The organism is Pseudomonas sp. AAC, assembly GCF_000725445.1.
Classification (GTDB): Bacteria; Pseudomonadota; Gammaproteobacteria; order Pseudomonadales; family Pseudomonadaceae; genus Pseudomonas; species Pseudomonas citronellolis.
In genome coordinates this window covers 23353-49321 of record NZ_KL647095.1, presented here as the reverse complement: position 1 = coordinate 49321, position 25969 = coordinate 23353, and the positions used below count along the sequence as shown (strand labels likewise).

The window sequence follows — 25969 nt, the reverse complement described above, 5'->3', positions numbered from 1 at the left end:
ACTAGCGGGAGGCGCCGAGCAATTGCGCGAGGCGCGCGCGGTCCGCCTCGAAGGCGGCCTTGGCCTGGGCGCGCAGCTGCTGGTAGTGGGCGATGTCGCGCAGCAGGCGCTGCTCCTCGTCCTTCAGGTTGGCCAACTGCTCGACCAGTTGCTGCGGCACCTGGCGCCCGGCGCGCTCGGCGTCGGCGGCCTGGGCCTGCAGGTTGCCCTGCTGCGTCTTCAGCGACTGCAGGTTGCCCCGCGCCACGCTGCTCAGGCCATCCAGCTCGGACAGCTTGCGCTCGCGGGCGCGGTCGACGTCCTCGACGCTGGTATACAGGCGCAGCAGCTGGGCATCGGAACTGGCCTGGGCGGCAGCGGCCTTGCGCTGCTGGATTTCCTCCGCGGTCGGCGCCGGCGGCACCACGCGGATCACCCGCCCCTGCTCGTTGAGCACCTCGTAGCCCTTGCCGATGTACTGCGACGGTACGCCCAGGCGATCGATGACGGTCACACCCTTGTCGTTGACGTAGCGGTACATCTCGACGGCGCCGCCAGACGAGGGTTTGCCGGCGGAATTCGCCGCCAGCGCCGGCCCGGCCAGTCCGAAGGCCAGCAACCCCATCAATGCACCACGGCGTAAAGCACCCTGCTTGGCCATGCCGGACACCCTGTTCTGGTTAGATTCCGTACTGCGCGCGATAGGCCTCGACCGCCGGCAGGTGACGCTTGAGCTCGGCGTCGCCGGCCAGGTATTCGAGGACCTGCTCCAGGGACACGATGCTGACCACCGGCATGCCGAAGTCGCGCTCCACTTCCTGGATCGCCGACAGCTCGCCGCGGCCTCGCTCCTGGCGGTTCAGCGCGATCAACGTGCCGGCGGCCCTGGCGCCCTGGGCCTCGATGATCTGCATGACCTCGCGGATCGCGGTGCCGGCGGTGATCACGTCGTCGACGATCAGCACCCGGCCGGCCAGCGGCGCGCCCACCAGGGTGCCGCCTTCGCCGTGATCCTTGGCTTCCTTGCGGTTGAAGCACCAGGGCAGGTCGCGCCCGTGCTGCTCGGCCAGCGCCACCGCTGTAGCGGCCGCCAGCGGGATTCCTTTATAGGCCGGGCCGAACAGGACATCGAAATCGATGCCGCTGTCGACGACCGCGGCGGCGTAGAAGCGCCCCAGCTTGGCCAACGCCAGGCCACTGTTGAATAGGCCGGCATTGAAGAAATAAGGGCTGGTGCGCCCGGACTTGAGGGTGAATTCGCCGAAGCGCAGTACGCCGCGCTCGATGGCGAAACGGATGAAATCGCGTTGATATGCCTGCATGGGAATAGAACCGGCCGGTATGAATTTAGCTAAACCGTTTGAGCTCGGGTATCATACACACACGTGATTTTGGGGGCCATTTATGCGGATCATCAGTGTGAACGTGAATGGTATTCAGGCTGCAGCCGAGCGGGGATTGCTCAGCTGGTTGCAAGCCCAGAATGCCGACGTGATCTGCTTGCAGGATACCCGCGCCTCCGCTTTCGATCTGGACGACCCGTCCTACCAGCTGGACGGCTACTTCCTGTACGCCTGCGACGCCGAAGTGCCCAGCCAGGGTGGCGTCGCAATCTATAGTCGTCTGCAACCCAAGGCCGTCATAAGCGGGCTGGGTTTCGAGATGGCCGATCGTTACGGGCGCTACCTGCAAGCCGATTTCGATAAGGTGAGTATTGCCAGCATTCTTCTGCCGAGCGGGCAGGAGGGTGACGAGAACCTGAACCAGAAGTTCAAGTTCATGGAAGACTTCGCCGCCTACCTGAACAAGCAGCGCCGCAAGCGCCGCGAGTACATCTATTGTGGGTCGCTGTACCTGGCCCACAACAAGCTGGACGTGAAGAACTGGCGCGAATGCCAGCAGATGCCCGGCTTCCTCGCGCCCGAGCGCGGCTGGATGGACGAGGTGTTCGGCAACATGGGCTACGTCGATGCCCTGCGCGAGGTCAACCGCGAAGGCGACCAGTACAGCTGGTGGCCGGACAGCGAGCAGGCCGAGATGCTGAACCTGGGCTGGCGCTTCGACTACCAGATCCTCACCCCGGGTCTGCGCCGCTTCGTGCGCAGCGCCAAGCTGCCGCGGCAGCCGCGCTTCTCGCGCCACGCGCCGCTGATCATCGACTACGACTGGACGCTCAGTATTTGAGAGCTGGAAGCTAGAAGCCTGAAGCTGGAAGCAAAAGCCGCCACGCTTCCAGCTTCTAGCAGCTACTTCAACGGCCGCCAGGTGAACGGATAGCGGTAGTCGCGGCCCTCGTTGGCCTTGACCCCGGCGATCACGGTCAGCACCAGGGCGCCGGCGCAGACCAGCGCCAGCAGCAGGAAGCCGATCACCAGCAGGCAGAGGAAGAAGCTGACCAGCATCGCCAGGCTGACGGTGATCTGGAAGTTCAGCGCTTCCTTGCCCTGGCTGTCGACGAAGGGATCGGACTCGCGCTTGATCTGCCAGACGATCAGCGGCCCCAGCAGATTGCCGAAGGGAAAGACCAGCCCGAGGAAGGCGGAGAAGTGGCAGAACATCGCCCACTGCCGGGCTTCCTGGCTCGGTCGCGCTTGCAGTTCGTCGTTCATCCCCGCCCCTCCCGCGTCAGTCGGCCAGCGCGGCGCGCTGCAGTTCGAAGATTTCCTGCATGCCCTGCTGCGCCAGTTCCAGCATGGCGTTCAGCTCGGCCGGCTTGAACGGCTCGCCTTCGGCAGTGCCCTGCACCTCGATGAAGCCGCCGGCGTCGGTCATCACCACGTTCAGGTCGGTCTCGGCGGCGGAATCCTCCAGGTAGTCCAGGTCGAGCACCGGCACGCCCTGGTAGATGCCCACGGAGACCGCGGCGACCATCTGCTTGAGCGGGTTGCCCTTGAGCGCGCCGCGCTTCTTCAGCACCGCCAGGGCGTCGATCAGCGCCACGGTGGCGCCGGTGATGGACGCGGTGCGGGTGCCGCCGTCTGCCTGGATCACGTCGCAGTCGATGTACAGGGTGTTCTCGCCCAGTTTGGTCAGGTCCAGCGCGGCGCGCAGCGAACGGCCGATCAGGCGCTGGATCTCCAGGGTGCGGCCGCCCTGCTTGCCGCGGCTGGCCTCGCGGGCATTCCGCTCGCCGGTGGAGCGCGGCAGCATGCCGTACTCGGCGGTCAGCCAGCCCTGCCCCTGGCCCTTGAGGAAGCGCGGCACGCCGCTCTCGGCGCTCACAGTGCAGATCACCTTGGTGTCGCCGAACTCCACCAGAACCGAACCCTCGGCATGCTTGGTGTAGTGGCGGGTGATGCGGATCGGGCGCAACTGGTCGGCGGCGCGGCCACTGGGACGGTTCATCGAGACTTCCTATGCGAGATTGAATCGGATACTGGCCGCCATTATAGAGGCCCCGGCAGCCAGGCAACCACCGCCGGCGTGCGGCGGCCGGCCCCGCTGGGGTACAATTGCCGGTTCACGATGACATTTCATCGCTTTCAGCCGAATCACAGCGAGGTAGCCCCATGGTTCACAGCATGACCGCCTTCGCCCGCGTCGAACGGGCCGGGACCAATGGGACCCTGAGCTGGGAACTGCGCTCGGTGAACCACCGCTACCTGGAACCGAACCTGCGCCTGCCGGAAACCTTCCGCGACCTCGAAGGGCCGGTGCGCGAGGCGCTGCGCCAGGGCCTGTCGCGCGGCAAGGTGGAATGCACCCTGCGCTTCAACGAGGACACCGCCGGCAAGCCGCTGCAGGTCGACCGCGAGCGCGCCGCGCAACTGGTGGCCGCCGCCGAGGGCGTGGCCGCGCTGATCAGGCAGCCGGCGCCGATCGATCCGCTGGCCGTGCTGGCCTGGCCGGGCGTGCTGGTGGGCGACGCCGCCGACCCGCAGGCGCTCAACGCCGAGGCCATGACCGCCTTCAACCAGGCGCTGGACGAGCTCAAGGCCGGCCGCGCCCGCGAAGGCGCGGAGCTGGCGCGGATCATCGACGAGCGCCTGGGCGCCATGCAGGAAGAAGTGGCCAACCTGCGCGAGCTGGTGCCGCAGATGCTCGGCAACCAGCGGCAGAAGATCCTCGACCGCTTCGCCGAACTGAAGCTGGAAGCCGACCCGCAGCGCCTGGAGCAGGAAATGGTCCTGCTGGCGCAGAAGAGCGACGTCGCCGAGGAACTCGACCGCCTGAGCACCCACGTCGCCGAGGTGCGGCGCGTGCTCAAGGCCGGTGGCGCCGCCGGCCGCCGCCTGGATTTCCTCATGCAGGAACTCAACCGCGAGGCCAACACCCTCGGCTCCAAGGCCTTCGACCCGCGCTCGACCCAGGCCGCGGTGAACCTCAAGGTGCTCATCGAACAGATGCGCGAGCAGGTCCAGAATATCGAGTGAGCCGCGCGCTCGCTTTCCACCCATAGCCCCAGGATTCAGTCATGTCCGGCACCCTCTACATCGTTTCCGCGCCTTCCGGCGCCGGCAAGACCAGCCTGGTGAAGTCGCTGCTCGAGGCGATGCCCAGCGTGCGCGTCTCGGTCTCCCACACCACCCGCGGCATGCGCCCGGGCGAGGTGGACGGGGTGAACTACCACTTCGTCGGCCGCGACACCTTCACCGCCATGCTCGAACGCGACGAATTCCTCGAGCACGCCGAAGTCTTCGGCAACCTCTACGGCACCTCGCAGCGCTGGGTGGAAAAGACCCTCGCCGAAGGCCTCGACCTGATCCTCGAGATCGACTGGCAGGGCGCCCAGCAGGTGCGCCGGCTGATGCCCCACGCACAGTCGATCTTCATCCTGCCGCCGAGCCAGCACGCCCTGCGCCAGCGCCTGACCAACCGCGGCCAGGACAGCGACGAGGTGATCGAGCGGCGCATGCGCGAGGCGGTCAACGAAATGAGTCACTACGTCGAATACGATCACCTGGTGATCAACGACGATTTCGCCCATGCTCTGGAAGACCTCAAGTCGATCTTCCGTGCCCGCCAGCTGCGCCAGGACGCCCAGCAGAAGCGCCACGAGCGGTTGCTCGAGGAGCTGTTGCAGCCGTCGGCATAACAAACGGCCCTTCCATAAAGATTGGCGATTTTTTAGACTATTCAGTCCGCCCGGAAACCCGGGCTCCATTTTCCGCAACGAGGAACACCATGGCCCGCGTCACCGTCGAAGACTGCCTGGACAACGTCGATAACCGTTTCGAGCTGGTCATGCTCGCCACCAAGCGCGCGCGCCAGCTGGCCACCGGCGGCAAGGAGCCGAAGGTAGCCTGGGAAAACGACAAGCCCACCGTGGTCGCCCTGCGCGAGATCGCTTCCGGCCTGGTCGATGCTGAAGTCGTTCAGCAGGAGGACGTGGTTGAAGAAGAACCGCTGTTCGCCGCCTTCGAAGACGAGGCCAACAACGAGGCCCTGTAATTCGATGACCGGCCGACGACCACAGGCGCCGTCCACTCGACAGGGGGTGATGCCTTGCCGAGCATAGACGCCTTCGCCGACCGGCTCTCGAGCTATCTCGGTCCGGACCAGGTCAACCTGGTCCGCCGTGCCTACTACTACGCCGAGCAGGCCCACGACGGGCAGCGCCGCCGCAGCGGCGAGGCCTACGTCACCCATCCGCTCGCCGTCGCCAACATCCTCGCCGACATGCACATGGACCATCAGAGCCTGATGGCGGCCATGCTGCACGACGTGATCGAGGACACCGGCATCGCCAAGGAAGCGCTCACCGCGCAGTTCGGCGAAACCGTCTCGGAACTGGTGGACGGGGTCAGCAAGCTGACCCAGATGAACTTCGAGTCCAAGGCCGAGGCCCAGGCCGAGAACTTCCAGAAGATGGCCATGGCCATGGCCCGCGACATCCGCGTGATCCTGGTCAAGCTGGCCGACCGCCTGCACAACATGCGCACCCTGGAAGTGCTGTCCGGCGAGAAGCGCCGGCGCATCGCCAAGGAAACCCTGGAAATCTACGCACCCATCGCCAACCGCCTGGGCATGCACAGCATGCGCGTGGAATTCGAGGACCTGGGCTTCAAGGCCATGCACCCGATGCGCTCCGAGCGCATCCGCCAGGCGGTGAAGAAGGCCCGCGGCAACCGCCGCGAGATCGTCGGCAAGATCCAGGAATCGCTGGTCAACTGCCTGGCCCGCGAGGGCATGGAAGGCCAGGTGCTGGGCCGCGAGAAGCACCTGTTCAGCATCTACAAGAAGATGCGCGGCAAGCGCAAGGCGTTCAACGAGATCATGGACGTCTACGCCTTCCGCATCATCGTCGACAAGGTCGACACCTGCTACCGCGTGCTCGGCGCCGTGCACAACCTGTACAAGCCGTTCCCCGGCCGCTTCAAGGACTACATCGCGATTCCCAAGGCCAACGGCTACCAGTCGCTGCACACCACCCTGTTCGGCATGCACGGCGTGCCCATCGAGATCCAGATCCGCACCCGCGAGATGGAAGAGATGGCCAACCACGGCATCGCCGCGCACTGGCTGTACAAGTCCAACGAGGACGAGGTGCAGAAAGGCACCCACGCCCGCGCCCGCCAATGGGTCAAGGGCATCCTCGAACTGCAGCAGCGCGCCGGCAACTCGCTGGAATTCATCGAGAACGTGAAGATCGACCTGTTCCCGGACGAGGTCTACATCTTCACGCCCAAGGGCCGCATCATGGAGCTGCCCAAGGGCTCCACGGCGGTGGACTTCGCCTACGCGGTGCACACCGACGTGGGCAACAGTTGCATCGCCTGCCGCATCAACCGCCGCCTGGCGCCGCTGTCCGAACCGCTGCAGAGCGGCCAGACGGTGGAAATCGTCACCGCGCCGGGCACCCGGCCGAACCCGGCCTGGCTCAACTTCGTGGTCACCGGCAAGGCGCGCACGCACATCCGCCACGCCCTCAAGCAGCAGCGCCGCTCCGAGTCCATCAGCCTCGGCGAGCGCCTGCTGAACAAGACCCTCGCCGGCTTCGACAGCCACCTGGAGAAAATCCCCGCCGAACGCATACAGGGCGTGCTCAACGAGTACCGCATGGAAGTCTTCGAGGACCTGCTCGAGGAAATCGGCCTGGGCAACCGCATGGCCTACGTGGTCGCCCGCCGCCTGCTCTCCAGCGAAGGCGACGCCGCCGCCACCAACGCCGAGGGGCCGCTGGCGATCCGCGGCACCGAGGGCCTGGTGCTGAGCTACGCCAAGTGCTGCACGCCGATCCCCGGCGACCCCATCGTCGGCCACCTGTCGGCCGGCAAGGGCATGGTGGTGCACCTGGAAAGCTGCAGGAACATCAGCGAAATCCGCAACAACCCGGAAAAATGCATCCAGCTCAGCTGGGCCAAGGATGTCACCGGCGAGTTCAACGTCGAGCTGCGCGTCGAGCTGGAACACCAGCGCGGCCTGATCGCCCTGCTGGCGACCAGCGTCAACGCCGCCGACGGCAACATCGAGAAGATCAGCATGGACGAGCGCGACGGTCGCGTCAGCGTGGTCCAATTGGTGGTCAGCGTGCACGACCGCGTGCACCTGGCCCGCGTCATCAAGAAGCTGCGCGCGCTCAAGGGGGTGGTCCGGATCACCCGCGTGCGCAGCTGATCCCACCCCTCGCAAGGAGTCGACATGACCAAGACCGTTATCCACACCGACAAGGCCCCCGCGGCCATCGGCACCTACTCCCAGGCGATCAAGGCCGGCAACACCGTCTACGTCTCCGGGCAGATCCCGCTGAACCCGCAGACCATGGAGCTGGTCGAGGGCTTCGAGGAGCAAGTCGTCCAGGTGTTCGAGAACCTCAAGGCGGTGATCGAGGCTTCCGGCGGCTACCTGCACGACGTGGCCAAGCTGAACATCTTCCTCACCGATCTGTCGCACTTCGCCAAGGTCAACGAGATCATGGGCCGCTACTTCACCCAGCCCTACCCGGCGCGCGCCGCCATCGGCGTGGCCGCCCTGCCCAAGGGCGCCCAGGTCGAGATGGACGCCATCGTCGTCCTGGAGTAAGCCTCCACTCCCGAACGGGGCCCTCGCGGCCCCGTTCGTTTTTCCCCGTTCGTCCGCAAGGAGCACCCGCATGCGTCGCGCCCTCGTCCTGAGCGCCCTGCTTGGCCTGCTGACCGGCTGCGCCGGCACCCCCGATCCGTCCGGCACCTGGATCAACCAGGCCGCCATCGACGCCGCCAGCAAGAGCGGCAAGCTGCGCGAGGCGCTGCTGGCCTACGGGCCCAACCTGGAATGGCGGCTCGACACCAAGAGCCAGCAAGCCACCTTCAGCAACGGCTTCGAACAGGGCGAAGGCCAGCTGAGCCAGGACCCGGCGGACAAGAAGCACTGGCAGGTGGCCTTCTACGGCAGCAAGCAGGAAGAGCTGGCGGTGGACGGCAAGCAACTGGTGCAGGTGGGCAGCGAGAACTGGCCGGAACAGCGCTTCGCCCGTCCCGAACAGCAGGGCCCGGCACCCATCGGCGCCAGCTTCCAGCGCGCCCTGTACGGCAGCTTCCTCAAGGGCACCTGGGTGATCCAGGAAGGCCCGGGCCAGGGCAGCAAGGTGACCTTCCAGGCCGACGGCCGCGTGGAGGGCATGCCCAGCGCCGACCGCTACGCCCTGTGCCTGGCCGGCGACTGCGCGGCCATGAGCGGCGACAGCGACAGCATCTGGCTGCAACAGGGCCGCCAGGGTCGCGAATACCTGTTCCAGCGCGAGGACGACAAGCTGGAACTCTTCGAAGCGGTGAACCGCGCCCAGGCCGACGAAATGCCCGAATACGCCCCGGGCAAGCGCGTCTGGCTGCTGGAACGCGACTGAGCCGCCGGCGCCGCCCCGCGCGGCGCCTTCAGCGCACGCCCAGCCAGAGCAACCAGCCGCCCAGCGCCAGCAGCAGGGCGCCGCAGGTACGATCCAGCGCGCGCACCCGGCGTTGTAGCCAGCCGCGCCAGCGCCGCCGATTGAGCAGGCGCACCAGGGCCAGGTCCCAGAACAGCACCACCGCGCCCATCCACAGCACGCAGGCGCCCAGCGCCCAGCCCGGCAGGTGGAAGGGCCCCAGCACGCCGAACAGCCCGGTGTAGAAGATCGGCAGCTTGGGGTTCAGGCTGCTGGCCAGGAAGCCTTCGCGCAGGCCGTGGAAGAAACCTCCCGCACGCTGCCCGGCGCTTTCCCCGGGAATCTCCAGTTCGCGCCGCGCCAGCACGGCCTGGGCGCCCAGCCAGACGAAGTAGGCCCCGCCCAGCAGCTGCACCACCCGCAGGCCGTGGTTCGCCAGGTCGGGCAGTTGGCCGAGGACCAGCAGCACCAGCCCCATGCTCGCCAGGTTGGCCAGGGCGATGCCGCTGGCGCAGCCGTCGGCATGGCGGCGACCGCGCAGCAAGGCGGCGCGGATCAGCAGGAAGAAGTCCGGCCCCGGCGACAGCAGGGCGGCGAAATGGGTGCTGGCGACCAGCGCGAAAGCGGCGAACATGGCGTTCTCCCGGAAGTGGCGGGAGGCCAGTCTGGCCAGACGGCGCGGCGGCGGTCTTGTAGGAAACTCAGGTGCGCGTGGCGCTGCGGAAACGCCCCGGGGTCACGCCGGTGAAGCGGCGGAAGGTGCCGGAGAAATGCGCCTGGTCGCAGAAGCCCAGCTCCAACGCCGCCTCGATGGGCGTGGCGCCCTCCACCAGCAGGCGTTTGGCCTCGCGCACCCGGCGCTGCAGCAGGTAGGTGTGCGGCGGCACGCCGTAGGCGCGGCGGAAGCTCTCGATCAGGTGACGCGGGTGGCGCTGCACCAGGGCGGCCAGTTGCTCCAGGCTCACCGCCTCGCGGTAATGGCTTTCCAGGTAGTCGCGCAGCCGCGCGGTGACGCCGCCGTCGCGGCTCGCCGAAGCCGCCGGGCGCATGCCGCCGTGGCGCACGAAGACCAGCTCCAGCAGCGCCAGCAGCTCGCTTTCCAGGCCCAACGCGTCGTTGCGCTCGAATTCGCCGGCCACCCGCGCCAGGGCTTGCGCGACCAAGCCATCGTCGCCCGGGTTCAATTCCTGGAAGCCGCGCGGCAACTGCTTGCGGCCCAGCAGCGGTAGCAAACGCGATTCCTCGATGTAGAGCATGCGGTAGACCAGCCGCTCGCTCTCGGCGTTGCCGGTGTGCGGCTCCTCCGGATTCATCAGCGACAAGGTGCCGGCCGGCAGCACGTGGCGCGCGCCCCGGCACTGGTAGCCGCCGGCGCCGTGGAGGATGGCGCCGATGGCGAAGGCGTCGTGGCTATGGCGGCCGAACGGCTGGCCGGAGAAGTCCGCATGGAACAGCTCCACCCCGGGCAGCCAGGGGCGCGCCAGCAGCCGGTTGGCGTCCACTTCAGTCCTCGCGCCCGGCGAGGATGGCGGCGTAGCCCTCGCGGTAGCTGGGGTAGCGCGGCACCCAGCCCAGCGCCCTGGCGCGGGCATTGCTGCAGCGCTTGCTGCCGGTGCGGCGCACGCTCTGCTCGTCCGCCCAGTGGCTGACGCCCATGAGCTCGCGCAGGTAGCCCACCACCTCGGCCAGCGGCGCCGGCGCGTCGTCCACGCCGATATAGCAGTCTTCCAGCGGCTTGCCCTCGGCATCGGCACGCAGCAGGCAGGCCAGCAACCCGGCGGCGTCCTCGGCGTGGATGCGGTTGGCGTACAGCGGCGGCTCGACGGCCACCCGGTAGCCTTCGCGCACCTGCTTGAGCAGCCACTCGCGGCCGGGGCCGTAGATGCCGGTCAAGCGCACCACGGTAGCGGGGATGCCACTGTCCAGCGCCACGCGCTCGGCGTCGAGCATGATCCGTCCGGAATACTGCCGGGCCTCGGCGGGCGAGGTCTCGTCGATCCACTCGCCGTCCGCCTGGGCGTAGACGCCACTGCTGGAGACGAACAGCACACGCTTGGGCCGCTGCCCGCGCTGCTGCAGCCAGCCCAGGCAGTGGCGCAGGCCCTCGACGTAGGCGGCGCGGTAGCCGGCCTCGTCGTGCTGGGTCGCGGCGGCGGCGTACACCAGGTAGTCCAGTTCACCCTCGGGCCAGGCCGGCGGGCACTCGGCGCTGCCCAGGTCGCCGGCCACCGGCAGGATGCCCGCGGGCAGCGCGGCGGTATCACGGCGCAGCCCATACACGCGCCAACCTTCAGCGGCCAACTGGCGGCCGAGACGGCTGCCGACGTCGCCGCAACCGGCGATCAGAACATTCGCAGGCATCTTCGCCTCCTAAAGACAGGGCCCCGGAGTTTAGCGCGGTTGGTTCGCAACCGCGCAGCCGCTATGCTTGGCCCAACTCAACGGATTAGTCGCCATGACCCTCACCGAACTGCGCTACATCGTCACGCTCGCCCAGGAGCAGCATTTCGGCCGCGCCGCCGAGCGCTGCCACGTCAGCCAGCCGACCCTGTCGGTCGGCGTGAAGAAGCTGGAGGACGAGCTCGGCGTGCTGATCTTCGAGCGCAGCAAGAGCGCGGTGCGCCTGACCCCGGTGGGCGAAGGCATCGTGGCCCAGGCGCAGAAGGTGCTGGAGCAGGCCCAGGGCATCCGCGAGCTGGCCCAGGCCGGCAAGAACCAGTTGACCTCGCCGCTGAAGGTCGGCGCCATCTACACCATCGGCCCCTACCTGTTCCCGCACCTGATCCCGCAGCTGCACCGGGTGGCGCCGCAGATGCCGCTGTACATCGAAGAGAACTTCACCCACATCCTGCGCGACAAGCTGCGCACCGGCGAGCTGGACGCGATCATCATCGCCCTGCCGTTCCAGGAGGCCGACGTCCTCACCCTGCCGCTGTTCGACGAGCCCTTCTACGTGCTGATGCCGGCCGACCACCCCTGGACCGCCCGGCAGACCATCGACGCCGAGATGCTCAACGACAAGAGCCTGCTGCTGCTCGGCGAGGGCCACTGCTTCCGCGACCAGGTGCTGGAAGCCTGCCCGACCACCCGCAGGGGCGAGGAAAACCGCCACACCACCGTGGAATCCAGTTCGCTGGAGACCATCCGCCACATGGTCGCCTCCGGCCTGGGCGTATCGGTGCTGCCGTTCTCGGCGGTGGACAGCCACCACTACGCCCCCGGGGTGATCGAGATCCGCCCGTTCACCCCGCCGGCGCCGCTGCGCACCGTGGCCATCGCCTGGCGCGCCAGCTTCCCGCGGCCGCGCGCCATCGAGGTGCTGGCCGATTCCATCCGCCTGTGCTCGGTGGCCCGGCCGACCGCCAAGGGCGACGCCCAACCGGCATGACCGAGCTGGCCAACGTCCCGGTCACGACGCTCAAGGGCGTCGGCGCCGCGCTGGAGGAAAAGCTGGCGCGGGTGGGCCTGGAGAACCTCCAGGACATCCTCTTCCACCTGCCGCTGCGCTACCAGGACCGCACCCGCGTCACCCCCATAGGCGCGCTGCGCCCGGGCCAGGACGCGGTGGTCGAGGGCGTGGTGTCCGGCGCCGACGTGGTCATGGGCAAGCGCCGCAGCCTGCTGGTGCGCCTGCAGGACGGCAGCGGCACCCTGAGCCTGCGCTTCTACCACTTCAGCCAGGCGCAGAAGGAAGGCCTCAAGCGCGGCACCCACCTGCGCTGCTACGGCGAGGCCCGCCCCGGCGCCTCGGGCCTGGAGATCTACCACCCCGAGTACCGCGCGCTGAACGACGCCGCGCCGGCCCCGGTGGAGCAGACCCTCACGCCCATCTACCCGACCACCGAAGGCCTCACCCAGCAGCGCCTGCGCACCCTCAGCCAGCAGGCCCTGGCGCGCCTGGGGCCGAACAGCCTGCCCGACTGGCTGCCCGAGGAGCTGGCCCGCGACTACCGCCTGGCGCCGCTCGACGAAGCCATCCGCTACCTGCACCGGCCACCGCCGGACGCCAACCTCGAAGAGCTCGCCGAGGGCCGCCACTGGGCCCAGCACCGCCTGGCCTTCGAGGAACTGCTGACGCACCAGCTGTCGCTGCAGCGCCTGCGCGAGAGCCTGCGCGCCCAGCACGCGCCCGAATTGCCGCCGGCGAAGAAACTGCCGCAGCGCTTCCTGAAGAACCTCGGCTTCGCTCCTACCGGCGCGCAGCAGCGCGTGGGCGCGGAGATCGCCTACGACCTGGCGCAGCCCGAACCCATGCTGCGCCTGGTGCAGGGCGACGTCGGCGCCGGCAAGACGGTGGTCGCTGCCCTGGCCGCGTTGCAGGCCCTGGAGGCCGGCTACCAGGTGGCGCTGATGGCGCCCACGGAAATCCTCGCCGAACAGCACTACCTCAACTTCAGCAAGTGGATGCAGCCGCTGGGCATCGAGGTCGCCTGGCTGGCCGGCAAGCTCAAGGGCAAGGCGCGCGCCGCCGCACTGGAGCAGATCGCCGCCGGCGTGCCCATGGTGGTCGGCACCCACGCGCTGTTCCAGGACGAGGTGAAGTTCAAGCGCCTGGCCCTGGTGATCATCGACGAGCAGCACCGCTTCGGCGTGCAGCAGCGCCTGGCCCTGCGCCAGAAGGGCGTCGACGGCCGGCTCTGCCCGCACCAACTGATCATGACCGCCACGCCCATCCCGCGGACCCTGGCGATGAGCGCCTACGCCGACCTGGACACCTCGATCCTCGACGAGCTGCCGCCCGGGCGCACCCCGGTGAACACCGTGCTGGTCGCCGACAGCCGCCGCATCGAGGTGATCGAGCGCGTCCGCGCCGCCTGCCGCGAAGGCCGCCAGGCCTACTGGGTGTGCACGCTGATCGAAGAATCCGAAGAACTCACCTGCCAGGCCGCCGAGACCACCTACGAGGAACTCGCCGCGGCCCTGGGCGAATTGCGCGTGGGCCTGATCCACGGGCGGATGAAGCCGGCGGAGAAGGCCACGGTGATGGAGGCCTTCAAGGAAGGCCTGCTGCAACTGCTGGTGGCGACCACGGTGATCGAGGTCGGCGTGGACGTGCCCAACGCCAGCCTGATGATCATCGAGAACCCCGAGCGCCTCGGCCTGGCCCAGCTGCACCAGCTGCGCGGGCGCGTCGGCCGCGGCAGCGCGGCGAGCCACTGCGTGCTGCTCTACCACCCGCCGCTGTCGCAGATCGGCCGCGAGCGCCTGGCGATCATGCGCGAGACCTGCGACGGCTTCGTCATCGCCGAGCGCGACCTGGAACTGCGCGGCCCCGGCGAGATGCTCGGGACGCGGCAGACCGGTCTGCTACAGTTCAAGGTCGCGGACCTGATGCGCGACGCCGACCTGCTGCCGGCGGTGCGCGACGCCGCCCAGGCCCTGCTGGCGCGCTGGCCGCAGCACGTCGGCCCGCTGCTGGAGCGTTGGCTCCGACATGGCCAGCAATACGGTCAAGTGTGACCTGCTTCAATTTCACCGGTCGGATGACTGGCCAGTCACGAATAGCCGCTGGGTATACTCCCGGCTGCAGTTGCTAACCGGATCACAAAGCCCATGAGCGAAGCCGCACTCGCCGAAGCCCTCCCCGCCCCATCGGTCATCCTCCAGCTGCTCGGCCGCCTCGGCGTGCCCTGCCGCGAGCTGCCCGACGACGACCAGCTGCCCAGCGCCCGCCGCGTGCAGGCGAGCCTGCTGGAAGACTCGGTGGGCACCCTGCTGGTGCTCTTCCCGCAGAACCAGCTGCTGGACCTCAACCGCCTGACCGAGCTGACCGGGCGCAAGCTGCTGGCGATCAAGCCGGAGCGCCTGGAGCGCATGCTCGGCAAGCACCAGCTCAGCCGCCTGCCGGCGCTGCCGCCGCTGACCAGCTCGCCCTGCCTGTACGACGAGCGCCTGCTGCAGGAGCCGCAGCTGCTGATCGAATCCGGCAACCCCGGCACCCTGCTGGAGATCGCCACCGGCGACTTCCGCCAGGTGCTGGAGAAGGCCAGCGCGGCGCGCTTCGGCGTGCCCCTGGAGCAGATCCGGCCGAACCTCGACCGCCCCAACGACGATCGCGCCGAGATCACCCAGGCGGTGCAGGCCTTCACCGCGCGGCGCATCCAGCAGCGCCTGGAAGAGACCATCGAGATCCCGCCGCTGCCCAAGACCGCGCAGAAGATCATCAAGCTGCGGGTGGACCCCAACGCCACCGTGGACGACATCACCGGCGTGGTCGAGACCGACCCGGCACTGGCCGCCCAGGTGGTCAGCTGGGCCGCCTCGCCCTACTACGCCGCGCCCGGCAAGATCCGCTCGGTGGAAGACGCCATCGTCCGCGTGCTGGGCTTCGACCTGGTGATCAACCTGGCCCTCGGCCTGGCCCTGGGCAAGACCCTGAGCCTGCCCAAGGACCAGCCGCAGCACGCCACGCCCTACTGGCAGCAGGCGATCTACACCGCCGCGGTGATCGAGGGCCTGACCCGCGCCGTGCCCCGCGCCGAGCGCCCGGAAGCCGGCCTGACCTACCTCGGCGGGCTGCTGCACAGCATCGGCTACCTGGTCCTGGCGCACATCTTCCCGCCGCACTTCTCGCTGATCTGCCGCCACCTGGAGGTCAACCCGCACGTGCCGCACAACCTCGTCGAGCAGCACCTGCTGGGCATCACCCGCGAGCAGATCGGCGCCTGGCTGATGCGCGCATGGGACATGCCCGAGGAGATCTACACCGCGCTGCGCTTCCAGCACGACCCGGACTACGCCGGCCCCAACGCCGCCTACGCCAACCTGGTGTGCCTGGCCACCCGCCTGCTGCGCCAGAACGGCATCGGCAGCGGCCCGCAGCAGGGCGTGCCGCAAGCCCTGCTCGACCGCCTGGACATCCCCCGGGAAAGGGCCGAGGACGCGGTGCGCAAGGTACTGGACGCCGAAGCCGTGCTGCGCGAGCTGGCTTCGCAGATGAACAGCCCGCACTGATCTGGCTGCGGACAGACCTGTAGGAGCGGGCCCTGCGTGCGAAATCGCGGGCAGGGCCTGCTACGCCCTCCGGCAAACACAAGACCCGTAGGATGGCGTTGAGCGAAGCGATACCCATCGCCACGACCGCATGGGTTTCGCCAAAGCTCAACCCATCCTACGAAAAGCGCCTTGGCGCAGCCGGCAAGACAGGGAATGCCGCGGGTGGCGCAGCGTAGGAGCGGATCTCATCCGCGAATCGCGCCGATATGTCCGGCTATCGCGGACAAGGTCCGCTCCTACAGGGGGAATGCCGTGCATCCCAGCGAACTGTAGGAGCGGGCCCTGCCCGCGATTTCGCGCGCAGGGCGCGCTCCTACATGGGGAATGCCGCGCCTCGCGGTGAACGGAGGAGCGGACAAGGGCAGCCTCAGGCCGCTTCCTTCTCCACCGCCTTGGCCGCGGCCTTCTTCTTCGGCTTGAGGTACTTCACCAGGCCCTGGAACCAGATCACCAGCGCCGGGTTGCCCTGGATCTGGATGTCCTTGTTCTGGATGCCCTGCATGAAGGCCAGTTGCGGGTTCTTCGAGGTCAGGGTGGCGAAGCCGTAGGCGCTGTCGCGGAAGCCGATGGCGAAGGCCGGCTGCGGGTGCACGCCGCGGCGGGCGCTGACGCGTTGGTCACGGACGATGTAGTGGCGGGCGACCTTGCCGTCCAGGCTGTGCAGCTGGAACACCAGGTCCTTGCCTTCGAGCTGCTGGCGGAAGGCCGGGTTGTCGCGCGAGGACTTGGCCATCATACGGCCGAGGAACCACAACAGAAGACGGAATTTCATGCACAGACCTCGGCGTTCGAGACAAATGACTGCGCATTGTAGCGATTAGCCGAAAGGACTACATCCGTACTTTCGAAGGGAAATGTAACGGCGGGAGTAGCCCGGAGCCGCTCTGGCTCCGGGGCTGGGAACAGCCTTAGTTGACGGCGTCCTTCAGGGCCTTGCCCGGCTTGAAGGCAACGGTGTTGCTGGCCTTGATCTTCACCGGCTGGCCGGTCTGCGGGTTCTTGCCGGTGCGGGCGCCGCGGTGGCGCTGGATGAAGGTGCCGAAACCAACGAGGGTGACGCTGTCTTTGCGGTTCAGCGCGCCGGTGATCTCATCCAGCAGCGCGTTCAGCACCTTGTTGGCTTGTTCTTTGGTGAGGTCGGCCTTCTCGGCGATCGCGGCGGCGAGTTCTGGTTTACGCATAGATGCCTCTTTGACGGTTTGTTGTTTTTGTGTCCGTGCTGTCTTCCCAACAGCGCCTAAGGCACCGCGGCCCAGGCCCTACAGGCTCTAGGCTGCGGCAGACGGGGGGAGGATGGCACGCCGCAGGCTGGTACGCCAGTATCGTCTGACAATTTGCGGATACATTCCCACGACAGAAGCGCCATAACCAAGGACTTTCAAGCCATAAGTGCCGGCAACTCCTTGTTCAGCGAGAGTTTTTCGCTGACCGCCGCGCCGGTCAGGGCGTAGCCGAGCAAGCGACCGGCGGTATCCCGGCACAGCACCTTGAGGTCCGCGCCAGAGCCTTCCACGAGCCATTGGCCATCGCTGCCGCGGGGCGGCGGCGAGACCACCAGCGGGCACACCGGGGTCTTCACGGTGACCGGCATGGGGCCGTAGGACACCGCTGTCGGCTTGCCCGCCAGGGTCTGGGCCAGGGCGCGGGCGCAGCTCATCAGCGGCATCACGTACAGCAGGTTGAGACCGTCGACCTCGGCGCAGTCGCCCAGGGCGTAGATGTTGGCGTGGGAGGTGCGCAGCTCGCGGTTCACCACCACGCCGCGGTTGACCTCCAGGCCCGACTCGGCGGCCAGGTCGATGCGCGGGCGCAGGCCGACGGCCGAGACCACCAGGTCGCAGGGGATCACCTGGCCATCCGACAGGTGCGCCTCCAGGCTCTCGCCGGCGCGCTCCAGGCGGTTGAGCACCGGGCCCAGGTGGAAGCGCACGCCCAGGCCTTCCAGGCCGGCCTGCACGGCCGCCGCGGCGGCGGGGTGCAGCAGGCCGGGCATGACCTGCTCGCAGGGAGCGACCACGTCGATCCGGTAGCCGCCGGCGGACAGGTCGTTGGCGAACTCGCAACCGATCAGGCCGGCGCCCAGCAGCAGCACGCGGCGCTTGCCGGCAGCCGCGGCGCGGAAGCGCGCGTAGTCCTCCAGGTCGTTGATCGGGAAGATGGCGTCCAGGGCGTCGCCCTGCACCGGCACGCGGATCGTCTCGGCGCCCCAGGCCAGCACCAGGTCGCGGTACTCGACCTGCTCCTCGCCGATCCAGATGCGCTTGTGCCCCGGGTCGATGCCGGTGACGCGGGTGTGGGTGAGGATGCGCGCCTTCAGTTGCTCGGCCATGGCGCCGGGCTCGGCCATGGCCAGGCCGTCGGCGTCCTTGTCCTTGGAGAAGCCGGTGGAGAGCATCGGCTTGGAATAGGAGCGGCCGTCGTCGGCGGTGATCAGCAGCAGCGGGCTTTGCGCGTCCAGCTTGCGCCATTCGCGCGCCAGGTTGTAGCCGGCCAGGCCGGTGCCGATGATCACCAGCGGTGCGTTCTCGCTCATTGGATTCTCCACATCGAACGGGACCGAGCGGCTTGGCCGGCTCGGTGGAATTCAGGGTTTCGCGGGGCCTGTCAGGCGATTTCGATCATTTCGAAGTCGATCTTGCCCACGCCGCAGTCGGGGCAGACCCAGTCGGCGGGAATGTCTTCCCAGCGGGTGCCGGGGGCGATGCCCTCCTCGGGCAGGCCGAGGGCCTCGTCGTAGATGAAGCCACAGACCACGCATTGCCATTTGCGCATCGTCGAACCTCCTGCGGGTTGCCAGGGCAACCTAGCGCACTTTTCCGCCCCCCGCCAAGGGCAGGGTTGCCGGCGCCCGGCGGCAGCCCGGCCAAGCGCGCGAAGCGCTCAAGCACGGGGCCGGACACGAAAACGGCGGCCACTGGCCGCCGCTCGCAGGGATGCCGGGACGGCTCAGCCGATTTCGATCATCTCGAAGTCCAGCTTGCCGACGCCGCAGTCCGGGCACAGCCAGTCCTCGGGCACGTCTTCCCAGCGGGTGCCCGCTGCGATGCCCTCTTCCGGCCAGCCTTGGGATTCGTCATAGATGAGTCCGCAGACTACGCATTGCCACTTTTTCATTGTCTACCCCTCGGGCGGGTTACCACGGTTGCGGCCGCACGCTAACGCAATTCCCGGCGTGCGCCAAGACGCCATCGGGCGGTTGGGCGGGCGTTGGGGGCCAACCAAAGATGGGTGGTGCGGGGGTGGGGGTTGGCTTTTCGTAGGAGCGGGCTTGCTCGCGAACGACGCTCATCTGAAATGTCGGTGTTTTGGTGTGGCACCGCACCCTCTCCCTAACCCTCTCCCTGAAGGGAGAGGGGACCGTTCGGCGTGCTCGGATATTTCAGAGTCAGCCGGCAGCTCTGCAGTTTCCGGCTGAAACCATTCCTTCTCTCGGCACGGGCTAGCCCCCTCTCCCTTCAGGGAGAGGGCTGGGGAGAGGGGCTCTTCAGGACGCGCACCGACCCCAGCCGGCAAAACTCCGTTCGCGAGCAAGCTCGCTCCTACACCCAGGGGCGAACTCAGTGCTGCGCCTTGTACCGCAAGCGCCAGGCATGCAGCAGCGGCTCGGTATAGCCGCTGGGCTGCTCGCGGCCCTTGAAGACCAGGTCGCTGGCCGCCTGGAACGCCGCCGAACCCTGGTAGTCCGTGGCCATCGGGCGGTAAGCCGGATCCCCCGCGTTCTGCTGGTCGACCACCTTGGCCATGCGCTCCAGGGTCTCGCGCACCTGGGCCTCGCCGACCACGCCGTGGTGCAGCCAGTTGGCGATGTGCTGGCTGGAGATGCGCAGCGTTGCGCGGTCTTCCATCAGGCCGACGTCATGGATGTCCGGCACCTTGGAGCAGCCCACACCCTGTTCGACCCAGCGCACCACGTAGCCGAGGATGCCCTGGCAGTTGTTGTCCAGCTCTTCCTGGCGCGCCTCGGCGCTCCAGTCGGCGGACGCGGCCACTGGAATCGTCAGCAAGTCGTCGAGCAGTTCGTCGCGCACGCTGGCCAGGTCGACCTTCTGCAGCTCGCCCTGTACCGCCTGCACGTCCACCTGGTGGTAGTGCAGGGCGTGCAGGGTGGCGGCGGTGGGCGACGGCACCCAGGCGGTGGTGGCGCCGGATTTCGGGTGGCCGATCTTCTGTTCCAGCATGGCCGCCATCAGGTCCGGCATGGCCCACATGCCCTTGCCGATCTGCGCCCGGCCGCGCAGGCCGCAGGCCAGGCCGACCAGCACGTTGTTGCGCTCGTAGGCGGCGATCCACTTCGTGCCCTTCATGTCGCCCTTGCGCAGCATCGGGCCGGCTTCCATGGCGCTGTGCATCTCGTCGCCGGTGCGGTCGAGGAAGCCGGTGTTGATGAACACCACCCGCGCCGCGGCGGCGCCGATGCAGGCCTGGAGGTTGACGCTGGTGCGCCGCTCCTCGTCCATGATGCCCATCTTCAGGGTGTGGCGCGGCAGGCCGAGGACGTCCTCGACGCGGCCGAACAGCTCGTCGGCGAAGGCCACTTCGGCCGGGCCGTGCATCTTCGGCTTGACGATATAGACGCTGCCGGTGCGCGAGTTGCCCTTGCGCTGCAGGTCGTGGATGGCGACCAGGCCGGTGAGCACCGCGTCCATGATGCCCTCGGGGATTTCCGCGCCGCTCTCGTCGAGGATCGCCGGAGTGGTCATCAGGTGGCCGACGTTGCGGATGAACAGCAGCGAGCGGCCGTGCAGGGTCAGGCTGGAGCCGTCGGCGGCGGTGTACTGGCGGTCCGCGCTCATGCGCCGGACGAAGCTCTGGCCGCCCTTCTCCACCGCTTCGCTGAGGTCGCCCTTCATCAGGCCCAGCAGGTTGCGGTAGACCAGGGTCTTGTCCTCGGCATCCACCGCGGCCACCGAGTCCTCGCAGTCGAGGATGGTGCTCAGCGCGGCCTCGACCAGCACGTCCTTCACCCCGGCGGCGTCGGTCTGGCCGATGGGGCTGGTGGGGTCGATCTGGATCTCGAAGTGCAGGCCGTTGTTCTTCAGCAGCACGGCCTTGGGCGACAGCGGCTCGCCCTGGTAGCCGGCGAATTTCGCCGGCTCGGCCAGGCCGCTGACGCTGCCGTCCTCCAGGGTCACGCGCAGCTGGCCCTGCTCGATACGGTAGGCGCTGGCGTCGGCGTGGCTGCCCTGGGCCAGCGGCGCGGCCTGGTCGAGGAAGGCGCGGGCGAAGGCGATGACCTTCTCGCCGCGGCGCGGGTTGTAGCCCTTGCCCTTCTCGGCGCCGTCGTCCTCGCTGATGGCGTCGGTGCCGTAGAGCGCGTCGTACAGCGAGCCCCAGCGGGCGTTGGCGGCGTTCAGCGCGTAGCGGGCGTTCATCACCGGCACCACCAGCTGCGGGCCGGCCTGCTGGGTGATCTCGCTGTCGACGTTGGCGGTCGTGGCCTGTACCGAGGCGGGCGCCGGCAGCAGGTAGCCGATGGATTCGAGGAAGGCGCGGTAGGCCGGCATGTCCTGGATCGGGCCCGGGTGGGCGCGGTGCCAGTTGTCCAGCTCGGTCTGCAGGCGGTCGCGCTCGGCGAGCAGTGCGCGGTTCTTCGGCGCCAGCTCGTGGACCAGGGCGTCGAAGCCCTTCCAGAAGGCCTCGGCCTGCACGCCGGTGCCCGGCAGGGCTTCTTCCTCGATGAAGCGTTGCAGCACGTCGGCGACCTGTAGGCGCTGGCGGGTGATTCGTTGGGTCATCGCAAGGTTCTCCTGTGTTTCGTCGAGTGCTTAGAGCGCGGCCACGCCGGCCTTGGCCACCTGGGCATCCTGCGCGGCCTGCACGCCGGAGACACCCACCGCGCCGACCACCTGGCCGTCATGGATGACCGGCACGCCGCCTTCCAGGGTGCCCTGCAGCACGGGGGCGGAGAGGAAGGCGGTGCGGCCGTTGTTGATCATTTCTTCGTACAGGCGCGTTTCGCGGCGACCCAGGGCGGCGCTGCGGGCCTTCTCGGTGGCGATGTAGGCGCCGACCGGCGCACAGCCATCCAGGCGCTCCAGGGCCAGCGGGTGGCCGCCGTCGTCCACCACCACTATGGCCACTGCCCATTGGTTGGCCTGGGCCTCGGCGCGGGCGGCGGCGAGGATGCGGGTGACTTCCTGCTGGGTGAGTACGGCTTTGCTTTGCATGGCGTCAGTTTCCGGTGCTGAGGGCGTGGTCGACCAGTTCGATCCAGTGCCGGACGGGGGTGCGTCCGGCACCGTCGAGGTGGGTCTGGCAGCCGATGTTGGCGGTAGCGATCAGGTCGGGCCGACCGCTTTCCAGGGCGTCCAGCTTGTTGTCGCGCAGCTTGTGCGAGAGTTCCGGCTGGGTCAGTGAATAGGTACCGGCCGAGCCGCAGCAGAGGTGGCTGTCCGGCACCGCGGTGAGGTTGAAGCCCAGGCGCTTGAGCACCGCCTCGACGGCGCCGCCGAGCTTCTGCGCGTGCTGCAGGGTGCAGGGGCAGTGGAAGGCGAGGGTCTGGTCGCAGTTCAGGCCGAGGCTTTCCAGCGGTTCGGCGCGGATCACTTCCACCAGGTCCTTGGCCAGCTCGCTGACGCGCCTGGCCTTGGCCGCGTACTGCGGGTCGTCGCGCAGCAGGTAGCCGTATTCCTTGACGAAGGCGCCGCAGCCGCTGGCCGTCTGCACGATGGCCTCGGCGCCGTTCTCGATGGCCGGCCACCAGGCGTCGATGTTGCGCCGGGCGCGGTCGAGGCCGGTGTCCTGGGCGTTGAGGTGGTAGTCCACGGCGCCGCAGCAGCCAGCCTGGGCCGCCGCGGTGATGCTGATGCCGAGGCGGTCCAGCACCCGCGCGGTGGCCGAGTTGGTGTTGGGCGACAGCGCCGGCTGCACGCAGCCTTCGAGCATCAGCACGCGGCGCTGGTGGCGCTGGGCCGGGCGCACGCCGGCCGGGGCGATGGCCCGCGGCAAGTGGCTGCGCAGGGCCACGGGAAGGATCGGCCGCAACGCCTCGCCGGTGTTCACCAGCGCCTTGAACAGCGCCGGGCGCGGCACTATGGCGCGCAGGCCGCCACGCAGCAGGCGCTCGCCCAGCGGGCGCGGCACGCGGACTTCGATGGCGGCGCGGCCGATGTCCAGCAGCTTGTGGTACTCCACGCCGGAGGGGCAGGTGGTTTCGCAGTTGCGGCAGGTCAGGCAGCGATCCAGGTGTTCCTGGGTCTTCTCGCTGACCTGGTCCTGTTCGAGGAACTGCTTGATCAGGTAGATGCGCCCGCGCGGGCCGTCCAGTTCGTCGCCCAGCTCCTGGTAGGTCGGGCAGGTGGCGTTGCAGAAGCCGCAGTGCACGCAACTGCGCAGGATGCGTTCGGCTTCCTCGGCGTGGGCCAGGCGTTTGGCCGCTTCGCTCAGGTTGGTCTGCATAGGTCTATCCGCGTCAGAAGTCGGCGTACATGCGCCCGGGGTTGAAGATGCCCTGCGGGTCGAGCTGGCGCTTCAGCGAGCGGTGCAGCTTGAGCAGGGGCGCCGGCAGCGGGTGCAGCGGCTCGTCGACGTGGCCCGGGGTGAAGCAGCTGGCGTGGCCGCCGACGGCGCTCACGGCCTGGCGGATTTCCGTGGCGCTGGCCTCGGACTTCAGCCAGCGCTGCGCGCCGCCCCAGTCCAGCAGCTGCTCGCCGGGCAGCGCCAGCGGCGCGCTGAGCGCCGGCAGCGACAGGCGCCAGAGCGGCCGCGGGTCGCGGAAGAAGTCCAGACGCTGTTCGCGCAGGTCGTCCCACCAGGCGTCGTCCAGGGCGTCGCCGCCGATGCGGTCGCAGGCGGCGCGCACCGAACCTTCGTTGCCTTCGAAGCGCAGGTACAGGTGCTCGCCGTCGTGGGCGGCGGCGCTCAGCGGCAGCGGCTGCTGGCCCCATTCGCCGAGGCGCAGCAGGGCGCGCTCCAGCGGGATGGCCTGGCGCAGGCTGATGCGGCAGCGTGGCTTGGGCAGGACCTTGAACGAGGCCTCGGTGATCACGCCCAGGCAACCGAAGCTGCCGGCCAGCAGGCGCGACAGGTCGTAGCCGGCGACGTTCTTCATCACCTCGCCGCCGAAGCGCAGGTGGGTGCCCAGGCCACTGATCAGCCGGGTGCCGAGGACGAAGTCGCGCACCGCGCCAGCCCAGGGCCGGCGCGGGCCGGACAGCCCGGCGGCGAGCATGCCGCCGACCGTGGCGTTTTCGCCGAAGCAGGGCGCCTCGCAGGCGAGCATCTGCCCGGCGCTATCCAGCGCGGCGTTCAGCTCGCGCAGCGGGGTACCGGCGCGGGCGGTGATCACCAGTTCGGTGGGGTCGTAGGAGACGATGCCGGTGTGCCCGGCCACGTCCAGCGGGCGGGCTTCCACCCAGCGGCCGAGGAAGGCCTTGCTGGAGCCGCCGCGGATGGCCAGGGCGGTCTTTTCCGCCAGGGCCTGGCGCACCTGTTCGAGCAGCTCGGCGCTGCGGTCGTGGCCGGCCCGGGGGTCGAAGTGCTGTTTGTCCATCAGAAGCGCTCCAGTTCCGGGAACGGCAGCTGGCCGTGGTGGATGTGCATGGCGCCGAACTCGGCGCAGCGGTGCAGGGTCGGGATGTTCTTGCCCGGGTTGAGCAGGCCCTGCGGGTCGAAGGCGGCCTTCACCGCGTGGAACAGGGTCAGCTCGTCGCTGTTGAACTGGGCGCACATCTGGTTGATCTTCTCGCGGCCCACGCCGTGCTCGCCGGTGATGCTGCCGCCCACCGCCACGCAGAGTTCGAGGATCTTCCCGCCCAGGGCTTCGGCGCGCTCCAGCTCGCCGGGGACGTTGGCATCGAAGAGGATCAGCGGGTGCATGTTGCCGTCGCCGGCGTGGAACACGTTGGCCACCCGCAGGCCGTATTCGTCGGACAGCTCGGCGATGCCGTTGAGCACCCGCGGCAGCTCGCGGCGCGGGATGGTGCCGTCCATGCAGTAGTAGTCCGGCGAGATGCGCCCCACCGCCGGGAAGGCGTTCTTGCGCCCGGCCCAGAACTTGGCGCGTTCTTCCTCGTCGCGGGCCAGGCGCACGTCGGTGGCGCCGGCCTTGCGCAGCACGGCGTCGACGCGCTCGCAGTCCTCGTGCACGTCGGACTCCACGCCGTCCAGCTCGCACAGCAGGATGGCCGCGGCGTCCACCGGGTAGCCGGCGTGGATGAAGTCCTCGGCGGCGCGGATCGACAGGTTGTCCATCATCTCCAGGCCACCGGGGATGATGCCCTCGGCGATGATGTCGCCCACCGCGCGGCCGGCCTTCTCGACGTCGTCGAAGCTGGCCATCAGCACCTTGGCCACCTGCGGCTTGGGCAGCAGCTTGACGGTCACCTCGACCACCACGCCGAGCATGCCCTCGGAGCCGGTGAACAGCGCCAGCAGGTCGAAGCCGGGGCTGTCGAGGGCGTCGGAGCCGAGGGTCAGGCGCTCGCCTTCGACGGTGAGGATTTCCACCTTGAGCAGGTTGTGCACGGTCAGCCCGTACTTCAGGCAGTGCACGCCGCCGGCGTTCTCGGCGACGTTGCCGCCGATGGAACAGGCGATCTGCGACGACGGGTCCGGCGCGTAGTACAGGCCGTGGGGCGCGGCGGCCAGGGAGATGGCCAGGTTGCGCACGCCGGGCTGCACCCGGGCGTAGCGGCCTTCGGGGTTCACTTCGAGGATGCGCTTGAAGCGCGCCATCACCAGCAGCACGCCTTGCTCCAGCGGCAGCGCGCCGCCGGACAGCCCGGTGCCGGCGCCGCGGGCGACCACCGGCACCTGCATGCGGTGGCACAGGCGCAGCAGGGCCTGCACCTGCTCGACGTGTTCGGGCAGCACCACCAGCATCGGCGTGCTGCGGTAGGCGGAGAGGCCGTCGCACTCGTAGGGGCGCAGGTCCTCGGCCTCGTGGAGGATCTCCAGGTCCGGCAGCGCGGCGCGCAGTTCGGCGAGCAGCGCGGCCTTGTCCACCTTCGGCAGTGCGCCGTCGAGGCGCTCATCGTAGAGGATGTTCATCGGGTCTCACACGGTGGTTTTTCTTATGGGTGGCGCCGCCCGGCGGGCCGGACGGCTGCTGGACTGACGGGTCTCAGGTCGGCGCAGACTGGACCGCCGGGCGGCCCTGCGTCCAGTTGCCGCAGCACTGGTCCTACCAGTTTAGTCCCTGGGCTTTTGGCCAAGATGCCGTTCAGCGGCCTTATCAAAGCGCTCCTGGTGGTCTACAGTGGCGCCAGACAT

The 25969-nt window shown here is 68.6% G+C and carries 27 protein-coding genes; 10 read left to right on the top strand and 17 right to left on the bottom strand.

The window, feature by feature from the left end; all coding sequences use genetic code 11:
• Position 1: 1 nt before the first annotated feature.
• Together FG99_RS05900 and pyrE are read right to left on the bottom strand one after the other, a co-directional pair.
• Entirely contained in the window at positions 2–640 is a 639-nt protein-coding gene (locus FG99_RS05900; protein ID WP_141766245.1) for a DUF4124 domain-containing protein, read from the bottom strand.
• Positions 641–659: 19 nt separating this feature from the next.
• Positions 660–1301: an orotate phosphoribosyltransferase gene (pyrE, locus tag FG99_RS05895; protein WP_009614134.1), complete on the bottom strand. Its 642-nt coding sequence runs from the start codon at positions 1299–1301 to the stop codon at positions 660–662.
• 82 nt (positions 1302–1383) lie between these two features.
• Between pyrE and FG99_RS05890 the strand changes: the two genes are divergently transcribed.
• A complete protein-coding gene (locus tag FG99_RS05890) occupies positions 1384–2163 on the top strand; it encodes an exodeoxyribonuclease III (RefSeq protein ID WP_009614136.1) in 780 nt (259 codons plus the stop codon).
• A 62-nt stretch (positions 2164–2225) separates the two neighbouring features.
• On the opposite strand, the gene FG99_RS05885 is transcribed toward FG99_RS05890, so the two are convergent.
• Positions 2226–2588, bottom strand: a complete 363-nt coding sequence (locus FG99_RS05885; protein ID WP_043268113.1) for a DUF4870 domain-containing protein — start codon at positions 2586–2588, stop codon at positions 2226–2228.
• A 16-nt stretch (positions 2589–2604) separates the two neighbouring features.
• Positions 2605–3324, bottom strand: a complete 720-nt coding sequence (gene rph / locus FG99_RS05880; RefSeq protein ID WP_009614139.1) for a ribonuclease PH — start codon at positions 3322–3324, stop codon at positions 2605–2607.
• A gap of 164 nt (positions 3325–3488) precedes the next feature.
• Between rph and FG99_RS05875 the strand changes: the two genes are divergently transcribed.
• The 6 genes from FG99_RS05875 (at position 3489) to FG99_RS05850 (ending at position 8743) form a co-directional block, all read left to right on the top strand.
• On the top strand, positions 3489–4352 hold the full coding sequence (locus FG99_RS05875; RefSeq protein ID WP_009614141.1) for a YicC/YloC family endoribonuclease: 864 nt from the start codon (positions 3489–3491) through the stop codon (positions 4350–4352).
• 41 nt (positions 4353–4393) lie between these two features.
• Positions 4394–5014: a guanylate kinase gene (gene gmk / locus FG99_RS05870; RefSeq protein WP_009614143.1), complete on the top strand. Its 621-nt coding sequence runs from the start codon at positions 4394–4396 to the stop codon at positions 5012–5014.
• Between the two features lie 89 nt (positions 5015–5103).
• The gene (rpoZ, locus tag FG99_RS05865) at positions 5104–5370 is read left to right on the top strand and encodes a DNA-directed RNA polymerase subunit omega (protein ID WP_009614145.1); all 267 of its coding nucleotides are present in this window, start codon (positions 5104–5106) and stop codon (positions 5368–5370) included.
• Between the two features lie 54 nt (positions 5371–5424).
• On the top strand, positions 5425–7536 hold the full coding sequence (gene spoT, locus FG99_RS05860) for a bifunctional GTP diphosphokinase/guanosine-3',5'-bis pyrophosphate 3'-pyrophosphohydrolase (RefSeq protein ID WP_043268111.1): 2112 nt from the start codon (positions 5425–5427) through the stop codon (positions 7534–7536).
• A gap of 24 nt (positions 7537–7560) precedes the next feature.
• Complete coding sequence (locus tag FG99_RS05855) at positions 7561–7941, top strand: RidA family protein (protein WP_009614149.1); 381 nt, start codon at positions 7561–7563, stop codon at positions 7939–7941.
• Between the two features lie 70 nt (positions 7942–8011).
• Positions 8012–8743 carry a hypothetical protein gene (locus FG99_RS05850; RefSeq protein ID WP_043268109.1) on the top strand — a complete coding sequence of 244 codons (732 nt, stop codon included), beginning with the start codon at positions 8012–8014 and terminating at the stop codon, positions 8741–8743.
• 28 nt (positions 8744–8771) lie between these two features.
• On the opposite strand, the gene FG99_RS05845 is transcribed toward FG99_RS05850, so the two are convergent.
• The 3 genes from FG99_RS05845 to FG99_RS05835 all read right to left on the bottom strand — a co-directional run bounded on the left by FG99_RS05845 (position 8772) and on the right by FG99_RS05835 (position 11122).
• Entirely contained in the window at positions 8772–9395 is a 624-nt protein-coding gene (locus tag FG99_RS05845; RefSeq protein ID WP_043268107.1) for a LysE family translocator, read from the bottom strand.
• Positions 9396–9462: 67 nt separating this feature from the next.
• Complete coding sequence (locus FG99_RS05840; protein WP_009614155.1) at positions 9463–10263, bottom strand: helix-turn-helix transcriptional regulator; 801 nt, start codon at positions 10261–10263, stop codon at positions 9463–9465.
• A gap of 1 nt (position 10264) precedes the next feature.
• Complete coding sequence (locus tag FG99_RS05835) at positions 10265–11122, bottom strand: NAD-dependent epimerase/dehydratase family protein (RefSeq protein WP_043268105.1); 858 nt, start codon at positions 11120–11122, stop codon at positions 10265–10267.
• A gap of 94 nt (positions 11123–11216) precedes the next feature.
• Here FG99_RS05835 and FG99_RS05830 point away from each other — a divergent pair, with 94 nt between their 5' ends.
• The 3 genes from FG99_RS05830 (at position 11217) to FG99_RS05820 (ending at position 15715) form a co-directional block, all read left to right on the top strand.
• The gene (locus FG99_RS05830) at positions 11217–12149 is read left to right on the top strand and encodes a hydrogen peroxide-inducible genes activator (protein WP_009614159.1); all 933 of its coding nucleotides are present in this window, start codon (positions 11217–11219) and stop codon (positions 12147–12149) included.
• Positions 12146–14221: an ATP-dependent DNA helicase RecG gene (gene recG, locus FG99_RS05825; protein ID WP_043268103.1), complete on the top strand. Its 2076-nt coding sequence runs from the start codon at positions 12146–12148 to the stop codon at positions 14219–14221. Before FG99_RS05830 ends, recG begins: the two co-directional genes overlap by 4 nt.
• A gap of 93 nt (positions 14222–14314) precedes the next feature.
• Entirely contained in the window at positions 14315–15715 is a 1401-nt protein-coding gene (locus tag FG99_RS05820; protein ID WP_009614164.1) for an aminoacyl-tRNA deacylase and HDOD domain-containing protein, read from the top strand.
• 409 nt (positions 15716–16124) lie between these two features.
• Here the strand turns inward: FG99_RS05820 and FG99_RS05815 are convergent, their stop codons facing one another.
• The 10 genes from FG99_RS05815 to glcD all read right to left on the bottom strand — a co-directional run bounded on the left by FG99_RS05815 (position 16125) and on the right by glcD (position 25747).
• Positions 16125–16529: a helicase gene (locus FG99_RS05815; RefSeq protein ID WP_043268101.1), complete on the bottom strand. Its 405-nt coding sequence runs from the start codon at positions 16527–16529 to the stop codon at positions 16125–16127.
• A 136-nt stretch (positions 16530–16665) separates the two neighbouring features.
• On the bottom strand, positions 16666–16938 hold the full coding sequence (locus tag FG99_RS05810; RefSeq protein WP_009614168.1) for an HU family DNA-binding protein: 273 nt from the start codon (positions 16936–16938) through the stop codon (positions 16666–16668).
• Between the two features lie 197 nt (positions 16939–17135).
• A complete protein-coding gene (locus FG99_RS05805) occupies positions 17136–18290 on the bottom strand; it encodes an NAD(P)/FAD-dependent oxidoreductase (RefSeq protein ID WP_043268099.1) in 1155 nt (384 codons plus the stop codon).
• Positions 18291–18361: 71 nt separating this feature from the next.
• Complete coding sequence (locus tag FG99_RS05800; RefSeq protein WP_009614171.1) at positions 18362–18529, bottom strand: rubredoxin; 168 nt, start codon at positions 18527–18529, stop codon at positions 18362–18364.
• Between the two features lie 174 nt (positions 18530–18703).
• Positions 18704–18871 carry a rubredoxin gene (locus tag FG99_RS05795; RefSeq protein ID WP_009614173.1) on the bottom strand — a complete coding sequence of 56 codons (168 nt, stop codon included), beginning with the start codon at positions 18869–18871 and terminating at the stop codon, positions 18704–18706.
• Positions 18872–19314: 443 nt separating this feature from the next.
• Entirely contained in the window at positions 19315–21492 is a 2178-nt protein-coding gene (locus FG99_RS05790) for a malate synthase G (RefSeq protein WP_043268097.1), read from the bottom strand.
• 30 nt (positions 21493–21522) lie between these two features.
• Complete coding sequence (locus FG99_RS05785) at positions 21523–21924, bottom strand: heme-binding protein (protein ID WP_043268095.1); 402 nt, start codon at positions 21922–21924, stop codon at positions 21523–21525.
• 4 nt (positions 21925–21928) lie between these two features.
• Positions 21929–23155, bottom strand: coding sequence for a glycolate oxidase subunit GlcF (glcF, locus tag FG99_RS05780; RefSeq protein ID WP_043268093.1), 1227 nt, complete (start codon positions 23153–23155; stop codon positions 21929–21931).
• A gap of 13 nt (positions 23156–23168) precedes the next feature.
• Positions 23169–24248 (bottom strand): glycolate oxidase subunit GlcE, encoded by a 1080-nt coding sequence (glcE, locus tag FG99_RS05775; protein WP_043268091.1) that lies wholly within the window; start codon positions 24246–24248, stop codon positions 23169–23171.
• Entirely contained in the window at positions 24248–25747 is a 1500-nt protein-coding gene (gene glcD, locus FG99_RS05770) for a glycolate oxidase subunit GlcD (RefSeq protein WP_043268089.1), read from the bottom strand. Before glcD ends, glcE begins: the two co-directional genes overlap by 1 nt.
• Positions 25748–25969: the final 222 nt, after the last annotated feature.